Genomic DNA, 26,245 nt, shown 5'->3' with positions numbered 1-26,245 from the left:
GGGGAAACCTCGCGGCGCATCTGAAACAGGAACGGACCCGGACGATCATGACGGATATCGCACTCGTAACCGGTGGCACGCGCGGGATCGGCGCGGCCATCGCCCGATCGCTGAAGGCCGAAGGCCATGAGGTGGCGGCCGTCTATCATGGCAATGACGCCGCCGCCGCCCGGTTCAAGCAGGACACCGGCATATCGGTGTTCAAATGGGACGTTGCGGACGAGGCGGCCTGCCGGGACGGCGTGGCCCAGGTCGAAGAACGGCTTGGGCCGGTGTCCATCCTCATCAACAATGCGGGCATCACCCGCGACGGGGTCTTCCACAAGATGAGCTGGGACAATTGGCGGTCCGTGCTGGCGACCAACCTCGACTCGATGTTCACCATGACCCGCGCAATCATCGAGGGCATGCGCGAGCGGCGCTTCGGCCGGATCATCAACATCTCGTCGATCAATGGGCAGAAGGGCCAGATAGGGCAGGTCAACTATTCCGCGGCGAAGGCGGGCGTGATCGGCTTCACCAAGGCGCTGGCTCAGGAAAATGCCGCGCGCGGCATAACCGTCAACGCGGTCTGCCCCGGTTATGTCGACACCGACATGGTCGCCGCCGTCAAGGAGGAGGTGCGCGCCGGGATCATCGCCGGCATCCCTGTCGGCCGTCTCGGCGACCCCGACGAGGTCGCGCAAGCGGTCTCCTATCTCGCCTCGCCAAAGGCGGCTTTCTGCACGGGCTCGGTGCTTACCATCAACGGAGGGCAATATATCGCCAATGGCTGAGCCTCGTCTGCCATCGTGCGTAAGGACAATCCCTCATATCGCAGCGCAGCATCGCAACGGAAACTGTTTTTCCTCCCGCCTCGATTCTCGAAAGGACCTGACCCATGAGCTATCCCCTCGATCAGATTACCGCCCTTGCCAAGGCCAATGGCGAGCTTGTCCTCAAATTCGCCGAGATCGCCCGGAGCGGTGGCGAGGACTATGCACAGATCGGCAGCAAGGCGGCGACCCTCTTCGTCGATCAGTTCAAGGAACTGAAGCCGGGGACTGTCCCGAGCTTCAGGAGCGACGCGGTCACGAGCCTGCTCGGCGAGGTCGAAAAGAGCCGGGAGGCCTCGGTGAGCAAGATCAAGGCGGCCGTCGACGAATGGCAGGGTAGCTGGAAAGATCTGCTCTCGCAGACGACCAGCCAGCAGGAACTGACCGGAACCATCCAGGCGTGGTTCCAGCCCCTGCTCAAGAAGTCGGCGGCCGAGCCGGAGAAGGCGAAGGTTCCCGCGGCCCCGGTGCGCGCGCCTGCGAAAGCTACCGAGACAGCCTGAGGGTCGCATCTCACGGCGAACAACGGCTCCCGCCCGGTTCCCGGACGGGAGCCGGCTATTTGAAGACCGAACCAGGGGCAGTGCGCGACGATATGGCCGTTCCGGAGATCATGAGGGCCAGATACCGACGGCCAGCTACAAGCGTTGCCTGTCTCGCTGCGTCCATGCTTCTGGCCGGCTGCTCGTTCGCGCCGGCACACGTCCGTCCGCCGCAGCCCGTTCCGCAGGGCTATGCCGCATCGGCCTCCGACTCGTCGTCCATCGCCCGGGTCGGCTGGTACGATTTTTTCCATGAGGAGCAGCTTCGGGCACTGATCGCTGCGGCGCTGGAGAACAACCGCGATATCCGGATCGCCTCGGGGCGTGTCGCGGAAGCGCGGGCGTCTTGGCGGATCCAAGGCTCGGCGCTCTATCCCCAGTTCGATGCCGTGGCGACCGGAACGCGGGGACGAACCCCTGCCGATCTGTCGGTGACGGGCCAGGCCGTGACGGGCAACCAGATCTATGCGCAGCTGAGCGCCGGCTGGGAGATCGACTTCTGGGGCCGGCTGCGCAACCTCAACGCGGCGGCGCGCGCGCAGTATCTGGCGACGGAAGAAGCTCGACGCGCGATCGCTACCGACCTCATCGCCCAGGTCGCCAACGGCTATCTGCTCGAGCGCGAATATGAGGAACGCGTCGCGCTGGCGAGCCGGACGATCACGACGCGCGAGGACGCGCTTCGGATCCTGCGGCGGCGTTATGAGGTGGGCTCGGGCTCCAAGCTCGAGATGACGCAGGCGCAGACCCTGCTGGCGCAGGCGCAGACGGCGCTGCAGGCGCTCGATCAGGATCGCGAGGTCAATCGCAACGCGCTGGCACTGCTGGTCGGGCGTCCGGTCGACATCCGGCCGGGGCCGCTCGGCCTTGCAGAAGCCGCGCCGGAGGTCGTGCTTCCTCCGGGCCTGCCGTCAGAGCTTCTCGTCAACCGGCCCGACATCGTGGCGGCGGAATATGTGCTTCGCGCAGCCGAAGCGAATATCGGCGCCGCGCGCGCCGCTTTCTTTCCGAATATCAGCCTGACCGGCGCCTTCGGGACGGCGAGCAGCGAACTGGACGGCTTGTTCAAGGGGGGAAGCCTTTCCTGGAATTTCACGCCGACCCTGAGCCTGCCCTTGTTCAATGCCGGACGCCTCAAGGGCAATCTCGACGTGGCGAAGGCCCGGCAGGTGATTGCGGTCGCGGATTATGAAGGGACGGTACAGGCCGCGTTCCGCGATGTGTCGGATGCCTTGGTCCGGCGCCGGCAGCTCGGCCTCCAGATCGAAACGACGCGCACCATGCTCGCGGCGCTCCAGGAGCGCGCGCGCCTTGCCCAGTTGCGCTTCGATAACGGGCGCTCGGCCTATCTCGAAGTGCTCGACGCGCAGCGCGACTTGTTCGACACCGAGCAGGCGCTTGTCCAGCTTCGCCGCGCCCATCTCGGGAGCGCCGTCGCCCTCTATGCGGCGCTGGGCGGGGGCTTCGTCCAGAATCCAGCCTTCGACATCAACGCAGCTGAAACCGGGAATCCAGCACAATGACGACGCCCCAGAAGAAATGGTTCATCAGGGGCGCCATCGCCGTGGCCGTCATTGCCGCCGCTCTGACCCTGTGGCAGCTGCTCAAGCCCGGCGGCCTGCCGGACGGCATCATTGGCGGCAATGGCCGGATCGAGGCGATCGAGATCGACATTTCCGCCAAGACCCCTGGGCGGATCCGCGACATCGTCGCCGACGAGGGCGACTTCGTGAAGGCGGGACAGGTCGTCGCGCATATGGACACCGATGTCCTCAACGCCCAGCGCTCCGAGGCACAGGCGCAGCTCGCCCAGGCGCAGAACGCGATCCTGATCGCGCAAAGCCAGGTGTCGCAGCGCCAGAGCGAGCGCGCGGCCGCCTTTGCCGCCGTGCGGCAGCGTGAGGCGGAGCTGAGCGCCGCGCGCAAGCGGCTCGCTCGCTCGGAAACGCTGGCGCGCGAGGGTGCGACCGCGGTTCAGGAGCGCGACGACGATCAGGCGCAGGTCGAAGGCGCGACGGCTGCCGTCGAGGCGGCGCGCGCGCAGCTGGCTGCGGTCGATGCGGCCATCGGCACCGCGCGCAGCCAGGTGATCGGCGCGCGCTCGAACGTCGATGCCGTCCGCGCGACGATCGAGCGGATCGAGGCCGATATCCGCGACAGCGACCTGCGCGCTCCGGTGGGCGGAAGGGTCCAGTATCGCGTGGCCCAGCCGGGCGAGGTCGTCGCCGGCGGCGGGCGCGTGCTCAACCTCGTCAATCTCGGCGACGTCTACATGACCTTCTTCCTGCCTGAGACGGTGGCGGGACGCGTGGCGCTGGGGAGCGACGTGCGGATCGTGCTCGATGCCGCGCCCGACTATGTGATCCCGGCCAAGGTGTCGTTCGTCGCCGATGTCGCGCAGTTCACGCCGAAGACCGTCGAGACGGCAAGCGAACGGCAGAAGCTGATGTTCCGCGTCAAGGCGCGGATCGATCCCGCCCTGCTCGATCGCCACATCACCCAGGTCAAGACCGGGCTGCCCGGCATGGCCTATGTGCGGACCAGCCGCGATGCCGAATGGCCGGCGAAGCTGACCGTCAACGTGTCGCGATGACCGCGCCCGGCATGTCGGAGGGCGCCTCGCCGGAATTGGTGGCACGCCTTTCGGGCGTCAGCCTGCACTATGGCAGGACGCGGGCGCTCGACAGCATCGATCTGGAAATTCCGGCCGGACGCATGGTCGCGCTGATCGGCCCCGACGGCGTCGGCAAGTCCACCCTGTTCTCGCTGCTCGCCGGCGCGCGCGTGATCCAGGAAGGCAGTGTCGAGGTTCTCGGCGGCGACATGGCGGACCGGCGGCATCGCGAAGCGGTCTGTCCACGCATCGCCTATATGCCGCAGGGCCTCGGCAAGAACCTCTATCCGACCCTCTCCATCGACGAGAATCTGGAGTTTTTCGCGCGCCTGTTCGGGCAGGATGCGCAGGAGCGCGAGCGGCGGATCGCCCAGCTCACCGAGAGCACCGGCCTTGCGCCGTTCCGCAAACGTCCGGCGGGTAAGCTTTCGGGCGGGATGAAGCAGAAGCTCGGGCTCTGCTGCGCGCTGATCCATGATCCGGATTTCCTGCTGCTCGACGAGCCGACCACCGGCGTCGATCCACTATCGCGCGCGCAGTTCTGGGACCTGATCGATCGCATCCGCGCCGACCGGCCGGGCATGAGCGTGCTTGTCGCCACCGCCTATATGGAGGAGGCGGCTCGGTTCGACTGGCTGGTGGCGATGGATGCGGGGCAGATCCTCGCAACCGGCACTCCGGCGGATTTCTATGAACGCACCGGCACCGACGGCCTGGAGCAGGCGTTCATCGCCCTGCTGCCCGAAGAGCGCCGGCGTGGTCACAAGCCCGTGACCATCCCTCCGCGCAGCGATGGGAGCGATGCCGAGATCGCCATCGAGGCCAAGGGACTGACCATGCGCTTCGGCGATTTCACCGCGGTCGACCATGTCGATTTCCGGATCGAGCGCGGCGAGATCTTCGGCTTCCTGGGCTCCAATGGGTGCGGCAAGTCGACGACGATGAAGATGCTGACCGGCCTGCTCAAGGCGAGCGGGGGCCAAGCGTGGCTGTTCGGGCGCGAAGTCGAGAATGACGACATGGCGACGCGTCGGCGCGTGGGCTACATGTCCCAGGCCTTCTCGCTCTATTCCGAACTCACCGTCCGACAGAACCTTGAGCTGCACGCGCAGCTCTTCCATGTGCCCGCCGCCCAAATTCCCGCCCGGGTCGAGGAGATGGCCGGACGCTTCGGCCTGACCGACATCATGGACGCGCTGCCCGACGCGCTCCCGCTCGGCCAGCGCCAGCGGCTTAGCTTGGCGGTGGCGATGATCCACAAGCCCGAGATGCTGATCCTCGACGAGCCGACCTCGGGCGTCGATCCAATCGCGCGCGACCAGTTCTGGCAGATGATGATCGACCTGTCGCGGGGCGACAAGGTGACGATCTTCATCTCCACCCATTTCATGAACGAGGCCGAGCGTTGCGACCGGATTTCGCTGATGCATGCCGGCAAGGTGCTGGTCAGCGATACGCCGGCGGCGATCGTCGAGAAGCGCGGCAGCAAAAACCTCGAGGATGCGTTCATCAGCTATCTGGAGGACGCGGCGGCGGGAGACGAAAGTGCGGAGGCGGGAGTGGCGGCCGCGGCGCCGGCCACCGAGACAAAGGCTGAGTCCGGTTCGTCCTTTTCCCGCACCTTCAGCCGCCGACGGATGCTGAGCTATTCCCGGCGCGAGGCGCTGGAGCTGCGTCGCGATCCGATCCGCGCCACGCTCGCCCTTCTGGGAAGCGTGCTGCTCATGTTCATCATGGGCTATGGCATCAGCCTGGATGTTGAGAACCTGCCGTTCGCGGTGCTCGATCGCGACGGCACCACGACCAGCCAGAATTATGCGCTGAACCTTGCGGGATCCCGCTACTTCATCGAACGCCCGCCGATCACCGATTACGCGCAGCTCGACCGGCGCATGCGCGATGGCGAGCTCAGCGTCGCGATCGAGATTCCACCGGGTTTTGCGCGCGACCTGCGCCGCGGCGATCCGGTCCAGATCGGCGTGTGGATCGATGGCGCCATGCCGATGCGGGCGGAGACCGTGCAGGGATATATCCAGGCACTGCACGCGCAATGGCTGGGAGAGATGGCCGTGCAAGAGCTTGGCGCTCGGCCCTCGGCGGGCCTCATCAATATCGAGACGCGCTATCGCTACAATCCCGACGTCAAGAGCCTGGTGGCGATCGCGCCAGCGGTCATCCCCGTCCTGTTGCTGCTGTTCCCCGCGATGCTGACGGCGCTCAGCGTCGTCCGCGAGAAGGAATTGGGCTCGATCATCAACTTCTATGTCACGCCGATCACGCGCATCGAGTTTCTGCTGGGCAAGCAGCTGCCCTATGTCGCGCTGGCCATGCTCAACTATGTGCTGCTGGTGCTGTTGGCGCTGCTCGTCTTTCGCGTGCCGATCACCGGCAATGTGCTGGCGATGACGCTGGCGGCCTTGCTCTACACGCTGTCCGCGACCGCGATCGGGCTGCTGTTCTCGATCTTCATGCGCAGCCAGATCGCCGCGCTGTTCGCAACCGCGATCGGCACCATCCTGCCGGCGGTGCAGTTTTCGGGGCTGATCAACCCGGTCTCGTCGCTGGAGGGCGTCGGGGCGTTTATCGGGCGCATCTTCCCGACCACCCATTTCGTCACCGTCTGTCGGGGCGTCTTTTCGAAAGGGCTGGGCTTCGGCGACCTGGGTCAGCCGCTTCTGGCGCTGGCCGTGGCAGTACCGGTGCTGCTCGCGCTGTCCGTCGCGCTTTTGAAAAAGCAGGAGGGCTGAGATGCGGCATATCGCCAATATCGGACGTCTGGGCGTCAAAGAGCTGCGCAGCCTGTGGCGCGATCCGATGATGCTGGTGCTGATCGTCTACGCCTTCTCGCTCGGCATCTACGTGGCGGCCTCCGCCATGCCCGAGACTCTGAACAAGGCGCCGATCGCAATCGTCGACGAGGATCAGTCCCCGCTGTCCAGCCGGATCACCGGAGCCTTCTATCCGCCGCATTTCACGCCGCCGGCGCTGCTTGCTTTGGGCGAGGTCGATCCGGCCATGGACGCCGGGCGCTACACCTTCGCGCTCGACCTGCCGCCCGATTTCCAGCGCGACGTGCTCGCCGGCCGCCAGCCGACCGTCCAGCTCAACATCGATGCCACGCGCATGAGCCAGGCCTTCACCGGCGGCGGATACATCCAGCAGATCGTCCAGGGCGAGGTCTCCGAGTTCATGCGGGGCACGCGCGCCACCGCCGCGCCGCCCGCCGATCTCGCGTTGCGCGCCCGCTTCAACCCGACTCTCGCCCAGAGCTGGTTCGGGTCGGTGATGGAGATCATCAACAACGTCACCATGCTCTCGATCGTGTTGACCGGCGCCGCGCTGATCCGGGAGCGCGAGCATGGCACCATCGAGCATCTGCTGGTGATGCCGGTCACGCCGTTCGAGATCATGGCGAGCAAGGTCTGGGCGATGGGGCTCGTCGTCCTGCTCGCCTGCGCCTTCGCGCTGCTGGTGGTGGTCGAAGGGATATTGAAGGTGCCGATCGAGGGATCGATCCCGCTGTTCCTGGCAGGGGCGGCGCTCCACCTGTTCGCGACCACGTCGATCGGCATCTTCATGGGCACGATCGCGCGATCGATGCCGCAGTTCGGGCTGCTGCTGATGCTCGTCCTGCTGCCGCTCCAGCTGCTCTCGGGCGGCATGACCCCGCGCGAGAGCATGCCGGAGTTCGTGCAGACGGTGATGCTCGCCGCGCCCACCACCCATTTTGTGAGGATGGCGCAGGCTGTTCTTTACCGGGGAGCGGGCTTCGACGTGGTCTGGCCCCAGTTCCTTGCCATCACCGTGATCGGGGCGGTGTTCTTCCTGATCGCGCTCGCGCGGTTCCGCCGGACGATCGGAACGATGGCATAAGCAGGCACATGGTGATGGCCGCCTCAGTAACACTACCAATATGCCCAACAGCGCGGCTGCGCGAAACTTTTCTCACCACAAAGGGGAGAATCTCCATGCACGCCCTGGACAGAATTCGTCAGTCGATCGACGTCATTTTCCTGTATGGATTGACAGCAGGTCTGGTGATGGCGATCGCCGCCATCATCATGGCGAAGCTTCCCGAATGAAAAGGAAGACGCGTCTCCGGCGTCTTGCGCCGCTCGTTCTGAGTGTTCTTCTTGGGCTTTCTATTCACACCGCCGCCCAGTCGGCGCCCGCTGCCGCCGAAGCGACCGCCCCGGCGGGCTTCCGCCTCGATTCCGACGGGACCTTGGTGCATGTGGGAAGCGGTGCGCGCTTTCCCCATATGCTCGCCGGATTCACCCGCGTAGCCGAGCAGGGATATGATCCCAGCGGCCAGTATGTTTCCGTCGAATATCGTTCGCCAGTGCACGGTTCGACGATCGTTGCCCGCATCTCGCTGGTTCATATCGAGCAAATGTCGGCGAAGGAGCATTATACGATCATGAAGTGGCTTGCGCGCAGCTATTTCGATGAAAGCACGCCGCTGTCCGAGGGGCCGGTCGTTCTTCCCGACATGCCAAAGGATGCCGTCTGGCGCGGACGGTTCCGCGGCAGCCGCGAAGGCGTTCCCTTTGAATTCAGTCTCACGACGGTCGATCTTGGCTATTGGGGCGCCCGCGTCGCCACCGCTTATCCGGAGGCCGAACATGGTGAAGCCGAACAGCGGCTCGATGCGTTGATTGGTGGATTGCGGGCATTGGCGCCGACCGCGAAGCCGGAATAGAGTCGATCTCATGCAGGGCGTTGCCGCTTGCGGTCCAACGCCCCCAAGCAAAGAAGAGGAAGAGCCATGCTCGCCATCACCGGAGCGACGGGACAACTCGGGCGGCTCGTCATTTCGGCGCTGTTGAAAACGGTGCCGGCCGGCGAGATCGCAGCCCTGGTACGTAATATCGACAAGGCGTCCGACCTCGCTGCGAAGGGCGTCGTCGTGCGCGAAGCCGATTATAGCCGACCGGAGACCCTGGGCCCGGCCCTGGCGGGTATCGATAAGCTGCTGCTCATTTCGGGAAACGAGGTCGGACACCGCGTGCCGCAACATAAGGCGGTGATCGACGCCGCCAGGACGGTGGGCGTGAAGCTCATCGCCTATACCAGCGTGCTGCACGCGGATACGTCACCGCTCGGTCTTGCCGAAGAGCATCGCCAGACCGAAGCGCTCCTCCGGGAAAGCGGCGTACACTATGTCTTGCTACGGAACAGCTGGTACACCGAGAACTACACCGCCTCGATACCCTCCGCTCTCCAGCATGGCGTGGTGAGAGGCTCCGCCGGAGACGCCCGCATCGCCTCGGCCACCCGCGCCGACTTTGCCGACGCAACCGCCGCCGTTCTGGTGGCGCAGGAGGATCAGGCCGGACGCGTCTACGAACTGGCGGGTGACGAAGCCTATACGCTCGCCGAATTCGCGGACGAACTCTCCCGCCAGGCGGGCATGACGATCATCTTTCGCAACCTGAGCGAGGCCGACTACAAGGCGGCACTGGTCGACGCCGGCCTGCCGGAGGCGGTGGCGGCGATGCTCGCCCAGTCGGACGCTGCGGCCGGACAGGGCGCGCTCTTCGACGACGGCCATCAACTCAGCCAGCTGATAGGCCGGCCGACCACGCCATTGAAGGACGCGATCGCCGCGGCCCTGGCGCGTTGAGCGCTGGGCGCCGGCGGTCAACCGGCGCGCAGCGTTTTCCTGACCAGCACCAGGGTCGAGTCCCCTGGATATTCCTCGACCGTGAAGCCCATGTCGCGTTCGAGTTCGATTGCAGCGACATTGGCGCGGCTCTCGATCGACTCGATTATCGAGAGCCCCCGCGCTTCCGCCTGATCGGCCACGAAGGAGAGCAATGTCCATCCGACGCCTCTGTGCCGATAGTCGGCGTCAACCGAGATCGCCACCTCGCCCCGCTCGCCCGCTGCATCGGATACGAGCATCGCGCTTGCAACCGCGGCGCCGCTCTCGGCATCGAAGGCGAGGAAGCTTAGCGCGTTGCCATCATCGATCGGGGTCAGGGCACGAAGTTGCTCCGGTCCGATCTCGTTCAGTCCTGACAGGAACCGGAAGCGCAAATCCTCATGGCTCACATGGTGGAACAATTGCGTCAGGATCGGCCGGTCCTGCGCGCCTGCCGGTCTCACCGAAAGCTCAAGCCCGCTGCGCGTGACCAGATGGGTTGGGTTATTGCTCATTGTTCTGACCTTTCTGAGACCTCACGTCCATGAGTTCTGCGCCGGACGCCTGTATGGTCCAATCGACAAACTGTGTCGCATAACGCGCCACCGCCCGGTCGAACGCCGCGACAATCCCGCTCTTGCTATTGGCGGTCACCGGCTCCTCCACCGTGAAACGGCGTGATGCGATCGGCTGCCGATCCCGCAGATCAAGCAGTGTTGCGTCTCCGGTGATGATCACGGCTGGCGGACCCTGTTCCGCACCTTCCGCAGGGTAGCGCGCCTCGAACCGGTCGATGCTTATCTGCAATGCCTGTAATGCGCCGGTCGCGCTTCCAGGCGGCGCCAGCCGGATCGTCGGTACGCGCTCGCCGAACTGTCGGCCCAGCGCCTGCACGAAAAGCTCCGGAACGGACGCTACCCAGCGCGTGTCCTTCATGTAGAGCGCGCGCGCGCCTTGTGTTGTGAGGATCCGGTCACCTTCGATCTCCGGCGCGAAGCGGATACGCAGGAGCGAAATGGTACGGGGCATCGGACTGTGCCCAACCGTTGTCGAGGGGCGCGCGGGAAGGTGCGGCACGCCAAAACGGAAAAGATCATCCCGCGCGCCGCCACCGAGCAGGCTGCCACAGCCGGAAAGTGCGAGTAAGCCAATGAGGAGGGCCGCAGATATCCTCAAGACGGCAAAATGTTTCATTGCGGAAGCTCCCGTTCCCTGCCGCTGCCCTTGCCAAGCGCGTGACGTGGATCCCGCTGGATCTGCCGGATGAGACCGTCGAGCGACTCGGCCGTGTCCTGAAGACTGATCATGGCGGCGTTGATGTTGGGAAGGGTGGTGGTGCTTATGTCGGCGCTTCGCGTGTCGAGTCTGGCGACGGCTTCCCGGGCTTCGTGGATTGCGGTCTTGAGCTCACCTGCCGCACCCGAGATATCGGCGAAAGCGCGCCTGCCGTCGCCGTCGGCGATCTGGCGGACCGATGCTGAGGCGCCCTGGATGTCGGTCGCGGCACGATCGAGCTTCGCAAGGGCCGAGGCAGCGTTCGATATCATCCTCCGGTTCGCCGCGAATTCCGCGCTGGTCAGGCGAATATCCTCTACAGCCGCACCCACATTGGCGATCGTGCGATCCGAGAGCAGCCGGTTCACGCGGTTGAGCGCCTCGGTAGCGGCCTGGACCATCTGGCCGCCGCCCTGCAGGAGAGTCGACAGAGCGTTGGCCTTGCTGGAAATGATCGGGCGCTCGCTCCCATCGACCTTGCGCAATAAGGGCTTTTGCTGGGATCCGGCGCCGATCTGGATAACGCTGACACTCGAGATCCCCTGAATTTCGGTCGAAGCCATCGAGTCCACGCGGATCGGCGTCCCACGGTCGACCGCGATGTCGGTGAGCACGCGATTGGGATCGTCCTCATCAAGCCGGATATTCTGAATCTGACCAACCTTGATACCGTTGAACTGAACTTCACCGCCTTTGCTCAGCCCGCGCACCGGACCCACAAACATGATGCGATACAGGTCATGGTCACGCCTGAACTGGGACCCGCCCAGCCAGACGACAAAGACGATCGAGGCGATCAGAAACACCGTGGAGACAATGCCCACCAGGGCATAATTGGCATGGCGTTCCATCAGCGCAGCTTCTTCTGGACGGCACGGCCGCGCGGCCCCAGGAAATAGCTCTTGATCCAGGGATGGTCCGATCGCTCAAGTTCATCGACGGTCGCGACGGTGACTATCTTCTTCTCCGCCAGTACCGCCACGCGGTCGCAGATGGCGTAAAGCGTGTCGAGATCATGGGTGATCATGAAGACGGTGAGGCCAAGCGCCTGGCGCAAGGTGGTAACGAGCGCGTCGAACTCGCTCGCTGCGATCGGATCGAGACCTGCGGTGGGTTCGTCGAGGAACAGTATGTCGGGATCGAGTGCGATCGCACGCGCCACGCCCGCGCGCTTGCGCATGCCACCTGAAAGCTCCGCCGGCTTGAGCGACCCGGCATTGTCGGGAAGCCCCGCGAGCGCGATTTTCAAGCGGGCGAGATCGCGCACAAAGTCCTTCGGCAGACGCGCATGCTCGAGGAGCGGCGTTTCGACATTTTCCTGGACGGTCAGGAAGGAGAACAGCGCGCCCTGCTGGAACATCACGCCGATGCGCCGTTCGACCGCCGATCGAGCGTCCGGATCATCGATACGCCGTCCGAAAATCTCGACCGTCCCACCATCGGGGCGCTTGAGGCCGAGGATCGTATTGAGCAGCACCGATTTGCCCGAGCCGGAGCCGCCGACCACACCCAGTATTTCTCCCTTGCGGACTTCGAGATCCAGCTTCTCGTGGATGACCTTCTTACCAAAGGCCGTGCGAAGGCCGGAGATGCGGATCGGCGCGTCGCCGTCGCCGGTTGCGGACGGGGCGCTCACAAGTCGAGCACCGTGAAGATCACGGCGAACACCGCGTCGAACATGATGACCATGAAGACCGACTGAACGACCGAAGAAGTGACGTTGCGGCCGAGGCTCTGCACATCGCCGCCCACCATCAATCCGTGCCGGCAGCCGGCGGCGGCGATCACCAGCGCGAGAAACGGCGCCTTACTCATCCCCATCCAAAAATGCTTGATGGCGACCATCTCGAGCGTCCGTTGGATAAAGAATGCGGGATTGATATCGATCGTTGCCCAACTCACCAACAGCCCGCCGGCGAGGCCGCCTATATCGGCGCAGAAGGTCATCAGCGGCATCATCAAGAGCGCGGCCAGGACGCGCGGGATCACAAGGGCGTCGAAGCGGTCGACGCCCATGACCTGCATGGCGTCGGTTTCCTGGTTCATGCGCATTGCGCCGATCTGCGCGGCGAACGAGGACGCGGAGCGGCCCGCCAGCAGGATCGCGGCGATGACGACGCCGAACTCGCGCAGGACGGCAACACCAACGAGTTCGACCGTGAACACCTCCACGCCCAAAGTCGTCAGCAGATTGGTGCCGACGAGCGCGATCACCGCGCCGATGAAGAAGGTCATCGTGAACACGATCGGCAAGGCGTTGATGCCCGCGTCCTGCATCACTGCGAAGAGCGGCGTCATCCGCAATCGTCCGGGATGGATGATCGTTCGCCCAATGGCCGCTACGAGGTGCCCTGTGAACTCCAGCATGTCATATGCGTCGCGGGCGAGATGGACGACGTGGCGCCCGAAGCGGTCGAAAATGCTGGCCAGATCCCCGCTACTCTGCCGGGATGGTGTTTCCGCATCTAGCGCCGGCCGGACGAGCGTGATCAACCGGTGCAGATCCTCTCGCGGGCCACAGTCGATATCGACGTCTTTCGCCACGAACTGCAGCAGCGCGAGCGCCCCAGCCGTATCGATCCGTCCCAGGTCGGACAGGTCAATGCGACGGACCTCGTCACGCCCACCCATACGTGCGGACAATCGGACCAGGGCGTTGCCCAGGTCCAGCGCCGTCCAGTCGCCGATCGTGTGAAGCGTCGTCTCGCCGTTGCGATCATAAAGGCGCCAATCCGCGGTCGTCATCGCGGGAGCGCCGCTCCAAGTCGAACGCGGGGCGGCGATCGACGATGACCGACGAGATTTTTGCCGTGACTGGCAAGCCACTGCCTGATGCAATGGTAGCCTGAAGCTCCATCAGGTGGTCGGCCGGTGATATCGCTTTCAGTGACGGCGGCGAGCTGAGGTTTGGCCACATAGGCGGCAATCGGGGTCACCGTCCACCTCCTGGTGCAGGCAGGACGCCAAGGGTGTGGACGGCGATCATGCGCTCCTCGTCGGTCGGGATGACGCGGGCGATGATCCTGCTGTCCGGCCGGCTGATGACCGGCGCATTGCGGGCGTTGAGATCCCGGTCGATGGTCAGGCCGGTCCAGGCCAGGCGCTCGCAGATCGATGCGCGGATGATCGGGTCATTTTCGCCGATGCCCGCCGTAAAGACGATCCCGTCAAGGCCGCCGAGAGAGGAGACGAGCGCACCGGCTTCCCGCGCCGCGCGCCAGGTGAAGAGGTCGATGGCCTCGGCGGCGTGCGGGTCTTCGCTCTTGTGGAGCGCGCGCATGTCGCTCGACACGCCTGACACGCCGAGCAGGCCGGACTGCTGGTACAGAAGCGTCTCGATCTCGCCGCTGCTCATGCCTTCCTGGGTCAGAAGGTGGAGCAGGACGCCGGGATCGATGTTGCCGCAGCGCGTTCCCATCATCAGCCCGTCGAGCGCGGTGAAGCCCATCGTCGTATCGACGCTCTTTCCCTCACGCATCGCGCACAGGCTCGCGCCGTTTCCCAGGTGGGCGACGATCAATCGCCCGCCCGCCAGCTCCGGGTCGATCTCCCTCAGCGTCCGCGCGATATATTCGTAGGAGAGACCATGGAAGCCATAGCGCCGGATGCCCTTGTCGTGCAGTGCGCGGGGCAGGGCGAAGCGCGTGGCGCTGTCCGCCCGGTCGTGATGGAAGGCGGTATCGAAGCAGGCGACCTGGGGAAGGGCAGGCGCCAGCGCCCGGATGGCCCGGATCGCTGCGAGATTGTGGGGCTGGTGGAGCGGCGCCAAGGGGCTCAGCGCGTCCAGTGCAGTGAGCAGGGCGTCGTCGACCAGTAGCGGCCGCGCAAACGCCATTCCGCCATGGACGACGCGATGGCCGATGGCGATGATCTCATGTTCGGGCAGGTGATCTCCCGCCCAGGCGAACAGGTCATGAAGCAGGGCCTCGTGGGTCAGCCCCGCGCCATTGTTCCAGCTGCGGTCGACCAGGACGGCGCCATCGGCGTCGCGCGCCACGAGCCGCGGAGCCGTGCCGATCCCTTCCAGCTTGCCGGCCGCGGCATGGCGCGGGCCGTCGGTGTCGAGCGTGAACAGCGCGAACTTGATGCTCGACGAGCCCGCATTGATGCTGACGACGGCGCCGCTCATGCCAGGGGCTTGCCTTCGGGCAGGCCCGGTGCCGCCATGGTGGCGGCACGCGCGAGCAGCACCGCGACCGCGCAGGAGGCGAGCCGTGTGCGTAGGGAATCTGCGCGGCTGGTAAGGATGATCGGCACGCGCGCGCCCAGCACCACCCCGGCGGCATCCGCCCCGCCGAGAAATGTCAGCTGCTTGGCAAGCATGTTTCCGGCCTCGAGGGTGGGGACGACCAGGATCTCGGCCTTGCCCGCCACGGGCGAGACGATCCCCTTTTCCTTGGCCGCCGCCTCGCTGATCGCATTGTCGAACGCCAGCGGGCCATCGAGCACGCCGCCTGAAATCTGACCGCGATCGGCCATCTTGCAGAGCGCGGCGGCGTCGAGCGTCGATCGCATCGACGGATTGATCGTCTCCACCGCCGACAGGATCGCGACCTTGGGACTTTCGATCCCGATGACATGGGCTAGATCGATGGCGTTGCGGATGATGTCCGCCTTTTCTTCGAGCGTCGGTTCGATGTTGATCGCCGCATCGGTGATGATCAGCGGAGTAGGGTGCTCCGGCACATCCATCAAATAGGCATGGCTGATGCGGCGCTCGGTCCTGAGCCCCGTTGCGGACGAGACCACTGCGCCCATCAGTTCGTCGGTATGGAGGGAGCCCTTCATCAGCAACCGCGCCTCACCCGAGCGGACGAGCGCCACGGCCTGCGCGGCAGCGGCGTGGCTGTGCGGCGCGGCTATCAGGCGGAAAGCGGATATGTCCTTGCCGGCGTCCCTGGCCGCCGCCCGGATTTTCTCCTCGGGGCCAACGAGAATCGGCTGGATCAGGCCGGCCTCGGCGGCCTCCACCGCCGCGAGAATCGCGGCGGTATTGCAGGGATGTGCTACGGCGGTCGGTATGGCGTCGCCGCCGGCCGTCATCTCGATCAGTTTGCGATATCCATCATGATCGGAAACGCGGATGTCGGGCAAGGCCATCCGGGGGGCGCGGACCTTTTCGGTCGGCGCCTTGACCTCGGCCTGCCCTGTTATGACGTCCTGTCCGTTCTGGTTGACGCAGCGGCAGTCGAGGCGAACGACATGGTGCTCGGCACGTTTCTCCGTGACGGTCACCGAGGCGGTGACGGTATCTCCGAGGCAGACCGGCCGGATGAAGCGCAGGGTCTGGCTGACATAGATGGTGCCGGGACCGGGGAGCTCGGTTCCGAGCGTGGCGGAAATGAGCCCGCCGCCCCACATGCCGGGCGCGATCACCTGATGGAACATGTCGGTGGCGGCATAGGCCGGATCGAGTTGCACCGGATTTGCGTCGCCTGAAACGCGCGCGAAAAGCTGCATGTCCTGCTCGCACAACGTGCGGACAACGCTCGCCGTGTCGCCGACGACAATCTCGTCGAAGGTGCGGTTCTCGATCATATCGATCACGGCCACCGCTCAATGCTCCAGCACATAGCGGCCGGGAGCGTTGTCGATCACCGGATAGTCCTTGTCCGGCGCGCCCATCGGCGGCGGAGCGACCGGCTCGCCCGAACGCGCGCGCAGCCACTCGTCCCAGGCGACCCACCAGGATCCGTCCCGCACGAGCGCATGCGCCATCCAATCGTCCGGATCGAGCGCGGCGCCGTCTGCCTCACGGGTGAGGATATGGTAGCGTCGCCCCTTGTGCCCGGGCTCGGAGACGATCCCGGCATTGTGCCCGCCGCTGGTCAGCGCGAATGTGATCTCGGCGCTGCTCAGCATATGGATCTTGTGGACCGAACGCCACGGAGCGACATGGTCGCGTTCGGTGCCGACGACGAACATCGGCTTGCGCAGCGCGGACAGGCTGATGGTTCGGCCGTCGATCTTGTAGCGACCCTCGGCGAGATCGTCGTCGAGGAACAGGCGGCGCAGATATTGGCTGTGCATCGCGTAAGGCATCCGCGTGCCATCGGCGTTCCACGCCATCAGGTCCGACATCGGCTCGCGCTCGCCCATCAGATAGGTGTTGAGGATCCGCGACCAGACGAGGTCGTTCGAGCGCAAAATCTGGAAGGCGCCGCCCATCTGCGTGCCGTCGAGATAGCCCTTGCTCCACATCATATTCTCGAGCACGTTGAGCTGCGCCTCGTCGATGAACAAGCCAAGTTCGCCCGGCTCGCTGAACTCGGTCTGGGCGGCGAACAGGGTGATGGTGGCGAGCCGCTCATCGCCGTCGCGCGCCATCGCCGCCGCCGCGATCGACAGCAGCGTGCCGCCGATGCAATAGCCGACGGCGTGAACGGTCGGCGCTCCGGTGATCGCCGTCACCGCGTCGAGCGCCGCCATCGGGCCCAGCCGCCGATAGGCCTCCATGTCGAGGTCGCGGTCCGCGCTGACGGGATTGTGCCAGGAGATGATGAAGACCGTATAGCCCTGCCCGGTCAGCCAGCGGACCAGCGAGTTCTCCGGCGACAGGTCGAGAATATAATATTTCATGATCCAGGCCGGCACGATCAGAATGGGTTCCGGCCGCACGGTGTCCGTGGTCGGCGCATATTGGATCAGCTCGATCAGCTCGTTGCGATAAACGACCTTGCCGGGCGTGGTTGCAACATCCTTCCCGACCTCGAACGCTTCGGCACCCACCGGCAGCTCTCCGCGCATGGTGCGCTGCATATCCTCCAGCAATAGCCTGGCACCCTCGACAAGGCATTGCCCGCCGGTCTCGAATATCCGCTTCTGGAGGACGGGATTGGTCGCGACGAAATTGGTCGGCGCCATCGTGTCGAGGATCTGCCGCATCCCGAAGGCGACCATGTCTTCATGATGCCTCGTGACGCCCACCACGCCGGTCGTGGCCGCATGCCACCATTGCTGGTTGAGAAGGAAAGCCTGCGCGATCAGGTTGAAAGGCGCTTCCTTCCATGCCGGATCGACGAAGCGACGATCCTGTGGCAGCGGCTCGATTGCGGGAGCAGCGTCATGGTCGCCGATGCTGCGCACGGCATAGTCGCCGAGCCGCATGAATTTGCGTGTCGTCTTGGCCGCCAGCTGCAACTGCTTGCCCGGCGAGCTGGCAAGATGCATGCCCCAGTCGGAGAAGGCCTGCAGGATCGTCGCGGGCGAGAGTCCGCTGGTCAGCTGCGCCATGCCGGCGATCGCGGCCCGGTCGAGAGTTTCGGCAATGCCGTCGAGCGGATCGGACGCGTCCTGACGTGAATGCGCTGCTGCCATCTTGGAGCTCCTGAAAAAATCCTGTCTCTACTGCAGCTGCACACGCGCAAGCGCATTACGTAAATGCCCCAAGCCGCATGTCCCACGGCATTCCATTGTTATCACTTTCGTCTGTATTTTCAGGTATTTTGCGCCAAGGCTTGATCCGAGCTTGGGAAAAGAATCGTACCTTCGCAACTGCAGGAAACGGTACTGCAAAGGTTAGATACAGCGCAAGTTCGCCGGTTGCTCCCGAACATTCTCCACTGCGATCCATCGCCGCGCGCGTGCCCTGAAAAAGCAGCTTGCCTCATGGATGATATAGGTGCGACACGGCGGAATTGATCTTGGTAAACCCAATGATCGAACAGAAGCAGACGGTCTTGCCTAGCCGTCCTTACATAGTGACCCTCGCGGCACCAGATCCTGACCGACAATGCTCTCCGTATGGTCATCCAGAGCGCGCTTCTTGCCGCTGTCGCCAGGGGGTTGCAGGGTCGGTCGCGGATGGATTGACACCGCTCCCCTTGGAGTCGAAATCAGCAGTGGCGCTATCCGTCACTTGGGAAATCTACGTAGTTCAGAGCGGCGACATTGCCGTTAGACCGAATCGACCGGAAGATTCCGGCAATCCCTGGTTTGTTTGGCACGAGTGACACATAGGCCCACCGACCTGCAGATTCCTCGCGCCGTGATCCTCCTTGTCGAGAGCGACACCGGATTGAGGCGCGCGTTGCACCTGTTGCTTATGGCTCGCGGTTATGGCGTGAAAGCCTATGCAGAGGAGACCCGCCTCCTGGCAGATCCGATGACAGAGGAGGGAGCTTGCCTGATCGCCGAGCATCGGCCCGTTCATGTGGATGGAATCGATCTTCTGCATCAGCTCCGGGCGGCGGGCTGGCAGCATCCGGTCATTCTAACCACAACCGATCATTCTGCGGAGACTGAACTCTGCGCACGCGGTGCGGGCTGCGCGCATATTCTCCACAAGCCGTTCGCCCATCATCTGCTTTTTGGCCTCGTCGACAGGGTCGTGGCGCGCGGTCCCGGTTAGACGCAGCAATTGGCAGCGGCTAGCGGTCCCATGCACGCGCTGCAGCGGCCAACGCCACTTCGCCGCTCACGAAGATGGGGCAGGGGAGGCGCGGGGCGGGGCCGTCAATCGCGCGACAGCGTCAGCGAGCGCATGCTCGCGCAACGGTTTCTCGATGACGATGCTGAAGCCCTCCTTCATCGCCCGCTCGACAAGATCTGGCGAGCCATAGGCGGTGACGAGGATCGCCGGTCGTTGCCATCCCCGTGCACGGAGGGAACGCAAGACCGCAAGGCCATCCATCTCGGGCATGCGATAGTCGGCGACCAGGCAAACCGCCTCGTCCACAAGCGGATCGGCGATCAATGCTGCGCTTGATGCATAGGAGCGGATGTCATAGCCTTGGGCGTGAAGGAGAAGTTGGAGAGAGCGCCGCACGCCGGGCTCGTCCTCCACCAGTAGAATCTTCGGGCGCTCCATCGGGAGAGCTGCAATATTGCCATTCATGATCGTCTCGCATTGACCGGCTCATGATATTTGGCCGGATGCGAGGAATCGCAGCAAAACCGCAGCAAGTCGCTACGTAGAGGTCCTATGACCCGTCGTTCCCAAGATTGGCGGCGAAGGCGATGCGCAGCGCGTCGGACAGGCTACGGACCCCCAGCTTCGTCATCAGATTGGCGCGATGGACCTCCACGGTTCGGGGCGATATGCCGAGGTCATAGGCGATCGTCTTGTTGGGCAGACCTTCGGCCAGACCCTTGAGCACATCCTGCTCGCGCCCGGTCAGTGCCGAGATCATCACGGCAGCGTCGGCCGCCCGTACTGCACGCTTCCCAGTGTCGTCGAGCCGTTCGAAAGCGATACCAATAGCATCCAGCAACACCGCCTTTTCGAAGGGTTTTTCGATGAACTCGACCGCGCCTGCCTTCATGGCGCGCACCGCGATCGAGATATCGCCATGGCCAGTGAGGATGATGACAGGCATCGCCACGCCACGTTCGAGAAGCGCTTGCTGCACCTCAAGACCGTCCATCTCGGGCATACGCACGTCAAGCAGGATGCAGCCGGGCTCCGCGTGGCGCACCTCGCGAAGAAAGGCGACGCCCGAAGCATAGGTTGCGACCGAAAACCCGGAGGTCTTGAGCATGAATCCAGCTGATCGCCGGATCGCATCCTCATCATCCACGATATGGATCATACGTCTATCCGTCATTGGCATTCTCCGGCTCGGCTTCGACGAGCGTAAAGTGAAATTGGGACCCGCCGCCGGGTCGTGCCTCCAGCCATATCCGACCGCCGTTCGCTTCGACGATGGTGCGGCAGATCGAGAGCCCCAGACCCATACCCTCGCTTTTCGTGCTTACAAAGGCGGTGAAAAGCTGTTCCGCAACGTCCGGGGACACGCCTGGGCCGGAATCGGCCACAGTCACTCGAACGAAGCCTGCTTTCTCACGGCGGGAGGTGATCCACAGATGCCGTTCGGATGATGCCGCCATCGCCTCTACCGCATTACGAAGGAGATTGATCAGCACCTGCTGGATCTGCACCTTGTCGAGGAGCACTTTCGAAGCGTCGGGAGCGAGATCGAACTGGGCATCGACGCCCTTCTCCCGAGCGCCCATCAGCCCGAGCGCCGCCGCCTCGCCGATGAGGGTGGGAAGGTTCTCGACGGTCTTCTCAACCTCCCCGCGCGCGACGAAGTCGCGCAGCCGCCGTACGATCTGTCCTGCGCGCAGGGCCTCTCGAACCGAATCATCCAGGGCTTCGCGGATCATCGGCAGATCCTCGGGATTGGCTTCGGTGAGCAGGTCGCGCACCGCCTCCACATAATTGGCGACGGCGGTGATCGGCTGGTTGAGCTCGTGGGCGAGCGTCGAGGCCATCGTTCCCATGGCGCTCACCCGGGCGACATGAATCAGCTTGGACTGCAGTTCGTCGAGGCGCTCCTGGGTCTCCTGCCGCTCGGTCAGATCCCGGATGAAGCCGGTGAAGACACGCTGGGTCTCGCCGATGGCTTCGCCCACCGACAATTCCATCGGGAAGGTCGAGCCGTCACGCCGCGCGCCGATGACGACGCGCCCGATCCCGATGATCCTTCGCTCGCCGGTTGAGAGATAGCGTTCGAGATAGCCGTCATGGCGTTCACGATCGGGCGATGGCATGAGCAGGCTCACGTTCGATCCGCGAATCTCAGCCTCTGAAAAACCAAACAGCCGTTCGGCTGCGGCGCTGAACGAGAGGATGATGCCGTGTTCGTCGATTACGATCATCGCATCGGGGACCGTCGAGAGGATCGAGCGGAGATGGCTGGCGCTGGCTTTGTGCGCACTCTCGGCGGCGCGCTCCCCCGTTGCATCGCGGACCACCTTGCCGAAGCCGCGCAAGGCTCCGCTTTCATCACGCAGCGCAGTGATCGAAACATGCGCGAGGAACTCGGAACCATCCTTCCTGAGCCGCCAGTCTTCCTCCTCGAATTTGCCCTCGTCGCGCGCGCGTTTGAGGTCGGCTTCGGGCTTGCCGGCCTGGACGGCGTCCGCCGGGTAGAAGATCGAGCAATATTGGCCGACGACCTCTTGCTCTCTCCAGCCCTTCAGCCGCTCGGCGCCGTCGTTCCAGATCGTGACGCGGCCTTCGGGATCGAGCATGTAGATTGCATAACCCTGTGCTCCGTCGATCAGCAGGTTAAGTTCGTCGGCGATCTCCGAGAGCTGGTTCTGGCGTCTCCTGTCCCAGGCTGCACGCCGTCGTCGCAAGGACGCGTTGCGAGCGTCGAGCAGGGCGATGCCAGCGGCCACCAGCAGCGAAAGCAGCAGATCGAAGGGTTCAAGACCAGGCAATGGGCGCAATAGGGCAAACAAGGCCCCGACCAGAATAGCGAGAATAGCCGCGCCCGTTGCGGCGCCCGTTCCACCCAGCGCGGCTGCAACGATGATCGAAAGGATGAGCAGCAAATAGGGGCTGTGGTTGACGCCCCCCGCGCGGAGAGCAAGATCGGCGGGTACGGCGAGGAGAACGGCCACGATGCCAATCGCATAGCCCCAGCGGGCCTGCCGAGTTGAGCTATCCTGCGCGTCACTTTCCATATGGAATCCCGTCTGGCTTTGGTCCATCCTCTCTGGTTGCACCTTGATTATATTCCGAGCGTCGGAACTCGTCAGTTGGCTACATCAGAAAATGCTACTCGATAGAACAGAAGGACTTTTTGGAATGAGATCGTAGCCCGTCTTCGCAACTCCACTGCCGTCCTTCTAAAATAGCCTCGAATCGGCCCAAGACCCTCGCAGGTTCCGTCTCACTTTGAGACCTTTATCTGGCAACCTTGCCTTGGAAAAGCATCAAAACATCCGCGATGCCAGGCATCGTTCGGGTTCGCAGCCGAGTGCAATCCTGCCAACAGTGGGCGCCAACGCATCGGTCGATGCGTGAGCAAGCCAAGAGGCATCGCGGGTCATGAGGCATACGTCATTGGCCGTCCCGTGCCTGCCGCGCGTCCCGCCAGTCGGGACGGTTGATCGCGCGCAAACATAGGAAAACGCGCCCGGCGTATTTCCCGAAGGTTTTGTATTCCGCAGGCCGCCCGACCGAAGCCGAGAACCCATGTTTGCCGCGCGATGCGGACCCCTCTTCACGATCAAGATCGGACGGGCGAGGAAAGGCTATGCCGATCGCCCCTGCTTGTCCACAAGATACGACCGTGTTGTTTCCCGAATGACTGTCCGTCCGCGGAACCGATATTGGCAACGAAGATGATCGCCGGCGCATCGTTAAAACCTTCCGTATCAAGCCGCTGCATCGACCCTGGACGCTGTGGCCGCCATAAGGTCTGGTGGCAGCCTTTCAGATCTGATGCGATCGGAGCAGTTTCAGGATGTCGGTGGCGTCACGCTGGGCGAAGTCCTTGGCAATTTCCGCCAGAATATGACCCTGCATTGTCGGGTCGAGGTCGCTGCGAAGCACGCCCAGCATGCGCGGCGGCGCGATAAGGATCAGCGGCCTGTCCTGCCTGCCCAGCGATGCCACCGCCTGCAACGCCTCCTGTCCGAAACGGTCTTCCCGGCGCTGGTGATAGTCGGCATCGGCATAGGCGCTGCGCGTCGGCACCGCGCTGCCGAAGCTGCGCCCCGGAGCGTCCGTGGCCATCGCGCGGCTCGGCGGATTCTTCATCGCCTGCTCGTGCAGAAGCTCCAGTTCGGGCGCGGCGTCGGTGCCGCGATTGCGAAGCACCTGCACGTGGCCGCCATCGACAACCAGAATCGTCGTATCGTGGGGAATAAGCATCGTCTCTTCCTTATCCTGGGGCCGGACCCCGTGCGCCTCGCATGGCGGTCGGACGCCCGGGCGAGCCGTGCGAGTGACCGAAAGGTGTCGCCTCTCGAACCAGCCGGACCACCTCCTCGTCCGTCGTCTGATCGAACACGGCATAGTGTGTGCCAACGGCGTAGAAAGGATCGGGCTGTGCCAGACAGACGATGTCATCGCACTCTGGCGAAATCTCGGCGATGCTGTCGCTAGGCGCGACCGGTATGCCAAGGACAAGGCGTGCCGGCCGATTCTTGCGCAGTCCTTTGAGGGCAGCCTTCACCGTGCCCCCGGTCGCGATCCCATCGTCGATCACGATGACCGTGCGGCCCGTCACCTCCACCGGGACGCGACCGCCGACATAGGATGAGCGCCGTCGCTCGATTTCCGCGAGCTGCCGCCGCATCTCGGCCCTGATATAGTCGGGGCTGGGCGCCAGCTGGCGGACGATGTCCTCGTTGAGCACGAGCTGCGGTTCGGCACCATCGACCACCGCGCCGATGCCCAACTCCTCATAGCCCGGCGCGCCGATCTTGCGGACGAACAGTAGGTCCAGTTCCGCATCAAGCGCCTTGGCCACCTCGAACGCGACCGGCACGCCGCCGCGGGGCAGCGCCAGCACCAGTGGATGCGCCCCCGCCAAGGGGGCGAGCACGATCGCCAGTCTCCGGCCGGCCTCGCGCCTATCGTGAAACTCAGGTTTATGGCTGGCCATGGTCAAGCCTCCTGGAAATGTTGCCGGAACCATCGCGCGGCGTGGTCGATCACTGCGTCGAGCGTGCCTGGCTCTTCGAACAGGTGCGTCGCTCCCGGTACGATCAGCAGCTCGTTCTCGGCATGAAGATGGCGTTGCGCGATCCGGTTCAGCTCGATCACCGGCAGGTCCCGGCTGCCCACGATCAGCAGCGTTGGCGCGCGGACATGCGCGAGCGCGGCCGAACCCGCCAGATCCGGCCGGCCACCGCGCGAGACAATGGCGGCAATGCGTGCGTCGGGGCCGGACGCGGCCAGCAGAGCCGCGCCCGCGCCCGTGCTCGCGCCGAAATAGCCCACCGGCAGCGCCGCCATTCCTGGCAGCAATCTCACCCACCCGGTGGCGGCCTTCAGCCGGGACGCCAATAACGGAATGTCGAACACATTGACGCGGTCCTGCTCCTCGGCCGGAGTCAGCAGATCAATCAGCAATGTCGCAAGCCCCGCGTCGCGTAAGCCTTGCGCGACATGAGTGTTACGCGGGCTGAGCCGTCCGCTGCCGCTGCCATGGGCGAAGATGACGATCCCCTTGGCAGCGACGGGCACGCCCAGCAGCCCCTTGAGCCCATCGGGCTGAACGGTGACGGGAACCGGATCGTGGGCGGCGAGGGCGATCATCGTCACAGTCCGAAGGGCCAGGTTTCGGGCGCGCCATGGGGATGCTCATGTCCCAGCGGGGTCACCGCGGTCGTTTGCTCAAACCAGACCCAGGCATCGAACTGCTCAGCCAGGACCGCCTCGAAATAATGGCTGAGGCGCTCGGTTTCCGGGCGGTACACGACGCCTATGGCGCGCTCGAGCAGGGGCTCGCGCAGCAGCCCGGCGAGATTGGGCTTCCTCCGCCAATCGGTCAGCGTCCGCGCCAGTCCCGTGGACCGAAACGCATGCTCGTAGCTGTCGGCACGTGCCGGCCGCACGGTCTTGATCTGCATGTCGGCGCCCCAGTCGCTGGCGGCGGCGACCGTGCCGGTATCGGTGCCAAAGCCGATCGACACCGCTTCCTCGCCATAGGCCATGCGGCAGAGCTCACCGATGTTGAATTCGCCCTGCCAGCCCATCGCGGTCGCGGCGGCGTTGCCGACATGGCTGTTATGCGCCCAGACGACAGCCTTGGCACCATCGCCGCGATGGGCGAGCAGCGCCTGCAACGTTTCGAACATATGCCGGTCACGCAGGTTCCAGCTCTCGGTCGAGCTGCGGTACATGGCACGGTAATAGCGCTCGGCAGCGCGCACGATACGCGCGTTTTGTACCGCGTCGAACCAGGCTTCGCCGTCTCCGTGCAAATATTCGAGCCGATGGGTCAGAAGTTCATGAAGCTGTGCGACCGCGCGATCCTCGCAACTCGGACGGCCGCCATGAACCACGGCGCGGCCATAATGCGCCGGTTCATCCTGCCATGGTGTCAGGCACCCATAGCGCCGGCGCGCATTCCCGGCGGCCTCGGGATCGACCGTGTCGAGATAGGCGAGCACTGCGTGGATCGACTCGCTGAGGCTGTAGACATCCAGACCATGGAATGACGCGCGGCAATCTTCGTCAAGCGATGCATTATGCCCCCGCATCCAGTCGGCAAATTCCAGCACCTCGACATTGCGCCACATCCAGGTCGGAAAGCGCACGAAGCTGTCGCCGCGTCGGGGGCGCGGTGCTTGATGCCGGACATAATCGTCGATCTGCGCGGCGTCCGGCCAGTCGGCTTCGACTGCCACGACGGTAAATCCGTGACGCTCGACCAGGCGGCGGGTGATTGCTGCTCGCGCACGATAGAATTCGGACGTACCGTGGGTTGCCTCGCCCAACAGGACGATCCGCGCATCGCCGAAGCGATCGAAGAAGCTGCCGAACTCGTCGATCCGCTCGGGCGACGGCAGCGGTTCGGCGTGGCGGCGCAGCGCTTCGATCAGCGCCGCCGGTGCCTCCCGGCCGATACGGTCGTGTAGCGCTGCGTTCGGCATGCGGATCTCC

24 protein-coding genes are annotated in these 26,245 nt (G+C 64.4%); 9 read left to right on the top strand and 15 right to left on the bottom strand.

Features of this window, described 5'->3' with window-relative positions; genetic code table 11:
* Nucleotides 1–47 precede the first annotated feature (47 nt).
* The 8 genes from phbB (at nt 48) to V2I08_RS04075 (ending at nt 9,597) form a co-directional block, all read left to right on the top strand.
* A complete protein-coding gene (phbB, locus tag V2I08_RS04110) occupies nt 48–776 on the top strand; it encodes an acetoacetyl-CoA reductase (RefSeq protein ID WP_043153825.1) in 729 nt (242 codons plus the stop codon).
* A gap of 104 nt (nt 777–880) precedes the next feature.
* Nucleotides 881–1,318, top strand: coding sequence for a hypothetical protein (locus V2I08_RS04105; RefSeq protein ID WP_043153823.1), 438 nt, complete (start codon nt 881–883; stop codon nt 1,316–1,318).
* A gap of 164 nt (nt 1,319–1,482) precedes the next feature.
* A complete protein-coding gene (locus V2I08_RS04100; protein ID WP_043153821.1) occupies nt 1,483–2,880 on the top strand; it encodes an efflux transporter outer membrane subunit in 1,398 nt (465 codons plus the stop codon).
* Complete coding sequence (locus tag V2I08_RS04095) at nt 2,877–3,950, top strand: efflux RND transporter periplasmic adaptor subunit (protein ID WP_349633959.1); 1,074 nt, start codon at nt 2,877–2,879, stop codon at nt 3,948–3,950. The genes V2I08_RS04100 and V2I08_RS04095 overlap by 4 nt, the downstream gene beginning before the upstream one ends.
* An 11-nt stretch (nt 3,951–3,961) precedes the next feature.
* A complete protein-coding gene (gene rbbA / locus V2I08_RS04090) occupies nt 3,962–6,718 on the top strand; it encodes a ribosome-associated ATPase/putative transporter RbbA (RefSeq protein WP_043153363.1) in 2,757 nt (918 codons plus the stop codon).
* Between the two features lies 1 nt (nt 6,719).
* Nucleotides 6,720–7,844: an ABC transporter permease gene (locus V2I08_RS04085; protein WP_043153320.1), complete on the top strand. Its 1,125-nt coding sequence runs from the start codon at nt 6,720–6,722 to the stop codon at nt 7,842–7,844.
* Between the two features lie 40 nt (nt 7,845–7,884).
* Nucleotides 7,885–8,673 (top strand): hypothetical protein, encoded by a 789-nt coding sequence (locus tag V2I08_RS04080; RefSeq protein WP_349633958.1) that lies wholly within the window; start codon nt 7,885–7,887, stop codon nt 8,671–8,673.
* Nucleotides 8,674–8,739: 66 nt separating this feature from the next.
* Nucleotides 8,740–9,597 carry an SDR family oxidoreductase gene (locus V2I08_RS04075; RefSeq protein ID WP_349633957.1) on the top strand — a complete coding sequence of 286 codons (858 nt, stop codon included), beginning with the start codon at nt 8,740–8,742 and terminating at the stop codon, nt 9,595–9,597.
* Between the two features lie 17 nt (nt 9,598–9,614).
* On the opposite strand, the gene V2I08_RS04070 is transcribed toward V2I08_RS04075, so the two are convergent.
* The 8 genes from V2I08_RS04070 to V2I08_RS04035 all read right to left on the bottom strand — a co-directional run bounded on the left by V2I08_RS04070 (nt 9,615) and on the right by V2I08_RS04035 (nt 18,210).
* Nucleotides 9,615–10,133: a GNAT family N-acetyltransferase gene (locus V2I08_RS04070; RefSeq protein ID WP_043153323.1), complete on the bottom strand. Its 519-nt coding sequence runs from the start codon at nt 10,131–10,133 to the stop codon at nt 9,615–9,617.
* Nucleotides 10,123–10,812 carry an ABC-type transport auxiliary lipoprotein family protein gene (locus tag V2I08_RS04065; RefSeq protein ID WP_043153326.1) on the bottom strand — a complete coding sequence of 230 codons (690 nt, stop codon included), beginning with the start codon at nt 10,810–10,812 and terminating at the stop codon, nt 10,123–10,125. The genes V2I08_RS04070 and V2I08_RS04065 overlap by 11 nt, the downstream gene beginning before the upstream one ends.
* A complete protein-coding gene (locus V2I08_RS04060) occupies nt 10,809–11,744 on the bottom strand; it encodes an MlaD family protein (RefSeq protein WP_222886459.1) in 936 nt (311 codons plus the stop codon). Before V2I08_RS04060 ends, V2I08_RS04065 begins: the two co-directional genes overlap by 4 nt.
* A complete protein-coding gene (locus V2I08_RS04055) occupies nt 11,744–12,529 on the bottom strand; it encodes an ABC transporter ATP-binding protein (protein ID WP_043153328.1) in 786 nt (261 codons plus the stop codon). The genes V2I08_RS04060 and V2I08_RS04055 overlap by 1 nt, the downstream gene beginning before the upstream one ends.
* Complete coding sequence (locus V2I08_RS04050; RefSeq protein WP_043153332.1) at nt 12,526–13,638, bottom strand: ABC transporter permease; 1,113 nt, start codon at nt 13,636–13,638, stop codon at nt 12,526–12,528. Before V2I08_RS04050 ends, V2I08_RS04055 begins: the two co-directional genes overlap by 4 nt.
* Nucleotides 13,639–13,825: 187 nt before the next feature.
* Nucleotides 13,826–15,022: an acetate/propionate family kinase gene (locus V2I08_RS04045; protein WP_349633956.1), complete on the bottom strand. Its 1,197-nt coding sequence runs from the start codon at nt 15,020–15,022 to the stop codon at nt 13,826–13,828.
* On the bottom strand, nt 15,019–16,431 hold the full coding sequence (locus tag V2I08_RS04040; protein WP_405053620.1) for a bifunctional enoyl-CoA hydratase/phosphate acetyltransferase: 1,413 nt from the start codon (nt 16,429–16,431) through the stop codon (nt 15,019–15,021). The genes V2I08_RS04045 and V2I08_RS04040 overlap by 4 nt, the downstream gene beginning before the upstream one ends.
* A gap of 18 nt (nt 16,432–16,449) precedes the next feature.
* Nucleotides 16,450–18,210, bottom strand: coding sequence for an alpha/beta hydrolase (locus V2I08_RS04035; protein WP_051520108.1), 1,761 nt, complete (start codon nt 18,208–18,210; stop codon nt 16,450–16,452).
* A gap of 670 nt (nt 18,211–18,880) precedes the next feature.
* Here V2I08_RS04035 and V2I08_RS04030 point away from each other — a divergent pair.
* On the top strand, nt 18,881–19,243 hold the full coding sequence (locus V2I08_RS04030) for a response regulator (RefSeq protein ID WP_161774347.1): 363 nt from the start codon (nt 18,881–18,883) through the stop codon (nt 19,241–19,243).
* A gap of 66 nt (nt 19,244–19,309) precedes the next feature.
* On the opposite strand, the gene V2I08_RS04025 is transcribed toward V2I08_RS04030, so the two are convergent.
* From V2I08_RS04025 to V2I08_RS03995, 7 genes are all read right to left on the bottom strand, one after another.
* Entirely contained in the window at nt 19,310–19,702 is a 393-nt protein-coding gene (locus V2I08_RS04025) for a response regulator (protein WP_349633954.1), read from the bottom strand.
* Nucleotides 19,703–19,814: 112 nt separating this feature from the next.
* Nucleotides 19,815–20,438 carry a response regulator transcription factor gene (locus tag V2I08_RS04020; protein ID WP_043153341.1) on the bottom strand — a complete coding sequence of 208 codons (624 nt, stop codon included), beginning with the start codon at nt 20,436–20,438 and terminating at the stop codon, nt 19,815–19,817.
* A complete protein-coding gene (locus V2I08_RS04015; protein ID WP_349633953.1) occupies nt 20,428–22,308 on the bottom strand; it encodes a PAS domain S-box protein in 1,881 nt (626 codons plus the stop codon). Before V2I08_RS04015 ends, V2I08_RS04020 begins: the two co-directional genes overlap by 11 nt.
* Before the next feature lie 754 nt (nt 22,309–23,062).
* Nucleotides 23,063–23,503, bottom strand: a complete 441-nt coding sequence (locus V2I08_RS04010) for a host attachment protein (protein ID WP_051520110.1) — start codon at nt 23,501–23,503, stop codon at nt 23,063–23,065.
* A 10-nt stretch (nt 23,504–23,513) separates the two neighbouring features.
* The gene (locus tag V2I08_RS04005) at nt 23,514–24,239 is read right to left on the bottom strand and encodes a phosphoribosyltransferase (protein WP_051520111.1); all 726 of its coding nucleotides are present in this window, start codon (nt 24,237–24,239) and stop codon (nt 23,514–23,516) included.
* A gap of 2 nt (nt 24,240–24,241) precedes the next feature.
* A complete protein-coding gene (locus V2I08_RS04000) occupies nt 24,242–24,895 on the bottom strand; it encodes a dienelactone hydrolase family protein (RefSeq protein WP_043153344.1) in 654 nt (217 codons plus the stop codon).
* A gap of 2 nt (nt 24,896–24,897) precedes the next feature.
* Complete coding sequence (locus V2I08_RS03995; protein ID WP_051520112.1) at nt 24,898–26,235, bottom strand: erythromycin esterase family protein; 1,338 nt, start codon at nt 26,233–26,235, stop codon at nt 24,898–24,900.
* Between the last annotated feature and the right edge of the window lie 10 nt (nt 26,236–26,245).

The sequence above is a fragment of the Sphingobium sp. MK2 genome (assembly GCF_040170545.1).
In the GTDB taxonomy this organism is placed as follows: domain Bacteria; phylum Pseudomonadota; class Alphaproteobacteria; order Sphingomonadales; family Sphingomonadaceae; genus Sphingobium.
The sequence above is the reverse complement of the archived record's forward strand: the minus strand, read 5'-3'. Positions and strand labels throughout refer to the sequence as shown.

Excerpts from the sequence above, each read along its gene's own strand:
- V2I08_RS04100 (WP_043153821.1), top strand. The coding sequence starts at position 1,483 with ATGCTTCTGGCCGGCTGCTCGTTCGCGCCGGCACACGTCCGTCCGCCG.
- V2I08_RS04050 (WP_043153332.1), bottom strand. The coding sequence starts at position 13,638 with ATGACGACCGCGGATTGGCGCCTTTATGATCGCAACGGCGAGACGACG.
- V2I08_RS04060 (WP_222886459.1), bottom strand. The coding sequence starts at position 11,744 with ATGGAACGCCATGCCAATTATGCCCTGGTGGGCATTGTCTCCACGGTG.
- V2I08_RS04025 (WP_349633954.1), bottom strand. The coding sequence starts at position 19,702 with ATGGAGCGCCCGAAGATTCTACTGGTGGAGGACGAGCCCGGCGTGCGG.
- V2I08_RS04010 (WP_051520110.1), bottom strand. The coding sequence starts at position 23,503 with ATGCTTATTCCCCACGATACGACGATTCTGGTTGTCGATGGCGGCCAC.
- V2I08_RS04080 (WP_349633958.1), top strand. The coding sequence starts at position 7,885 with ATGCCCAACAGCGCGGCTGCGCGAAACTTTTCTCACCACAAAGGGGAG.
- V2I08_RS04065 (WP_043153326.1), bottom strand. The coding sequence starts at position 10,812 with ATGAAACATTTTGCCGTCTTGAGGATATCTGCGGCCCTCCTCATTGGC.
- V2I08_RS04105 (WP_043153823.1), top strand. The coding sequence starts at position 881 with ATGAGCTATCCCCTCGATCAGATTACCGCCCTTGCCAAGGCCAATGGC.
- V2I08_RS04075 (WP_349633957.1), top strand. The coding sequence starts at position 8,740 with ATGCTCGCCATCACCGGAGCGACGGGACAACTCGGGCGGCTCGTCATT.
- V2I08_RS04085 (WP_043153320.1), top strand. The coding sequence starts at position 6,720 with ATGCGGCATATCGCCAATATCGGACGTCTGGGCGTCAAAGAGCTGCGC.
- V2I08_RS04040 (WP_405053620.1), bottom strand. The coding sequence starts at position 16,431 with ATGATCGAGAACCGCACCTTCGACGAGATTGTCGTCGGCGACACGGCG.
- phbB (WP_043153825.1), top strand. The coding sequence starts at position 48 with ATGACGGATATCGCACTCGTAACCGGTGGCACGCGCGGGATCGGCGCG.
- V2I08_RS04095 (WP_349633959.1), top strand. The coding sequence starts at position 2,877 with ATGACGACGCCCCAGAAGAAATGGTTCATCAGGGGCGCCATCGCCGTG.
- V2I08_RS04045 (WP_349633956.1), bottom strand. The coding sequence starts at position 15,022 with ATGAGCGGCGCCGTCGTCAGCATCAATGCGGGCTCGTCGAGCATCAAG.
- V2I08_RS04015 (WP_349633953.1), bottom strand. The coding sequence starts at position 22,308 with ATGGAAAGTGACGCGCAGGATAGCTCAACTCGGCAGGCCCGCTGGGGC.
- V2I08_RS04035 (WP_051520108.1), bottom strand. The coding sequence starts at position 18,210 with ATGGCAGCAGCGCATTCACGTCAGGACGCGTCCGATCCGCTCGACGGC.
- V2I08_RS03995 (WP_051520112.1), bottom strand. The coding sequence starts at position 26,235 with ATGCCGAACGCAGCGCTACACGACCGTATCGGCCGGGAGGCACCGGCG.
- V2I08_RS04005 (WP_051520111.1), bottom strand. The coding sequence starts at position 24,239 with ATGGCCAGCCATAAACCTGAGTTTCACGATAGGCGCGAGGCCGGCCGG.
- rbbA (WP_043153363.1), top strand. The coding sequence starts at position 3,962 with ATGTCGGAGGGCGCCTCGCCGGAATTGGTGGCACGCCTTTCGGGCGTC.
- V2I08_RS04000 (WP_043153344.1), bottom strand. The coding sequence starts at position 24,895 with ATGATCGCCCTCGCCGCCCACGATCCGGTTCCCGTCACCGTTCAGCCC.
- V2I08_RS04020 (WP_043153341.1), bottom strand. The coding sequence starts at position 20,438 with ATGACGGATAGACGTATGATCCATATCGTGGATGATGAGGATGCGATC.
- V2I08_RS04070 (WP_043153323.1), bottom strand. The coding sequence starts at position 10,133 with ATGAGCAATAACCCAACCCATCTGGTCACGCGCAGCGGGCTTGAGCTT.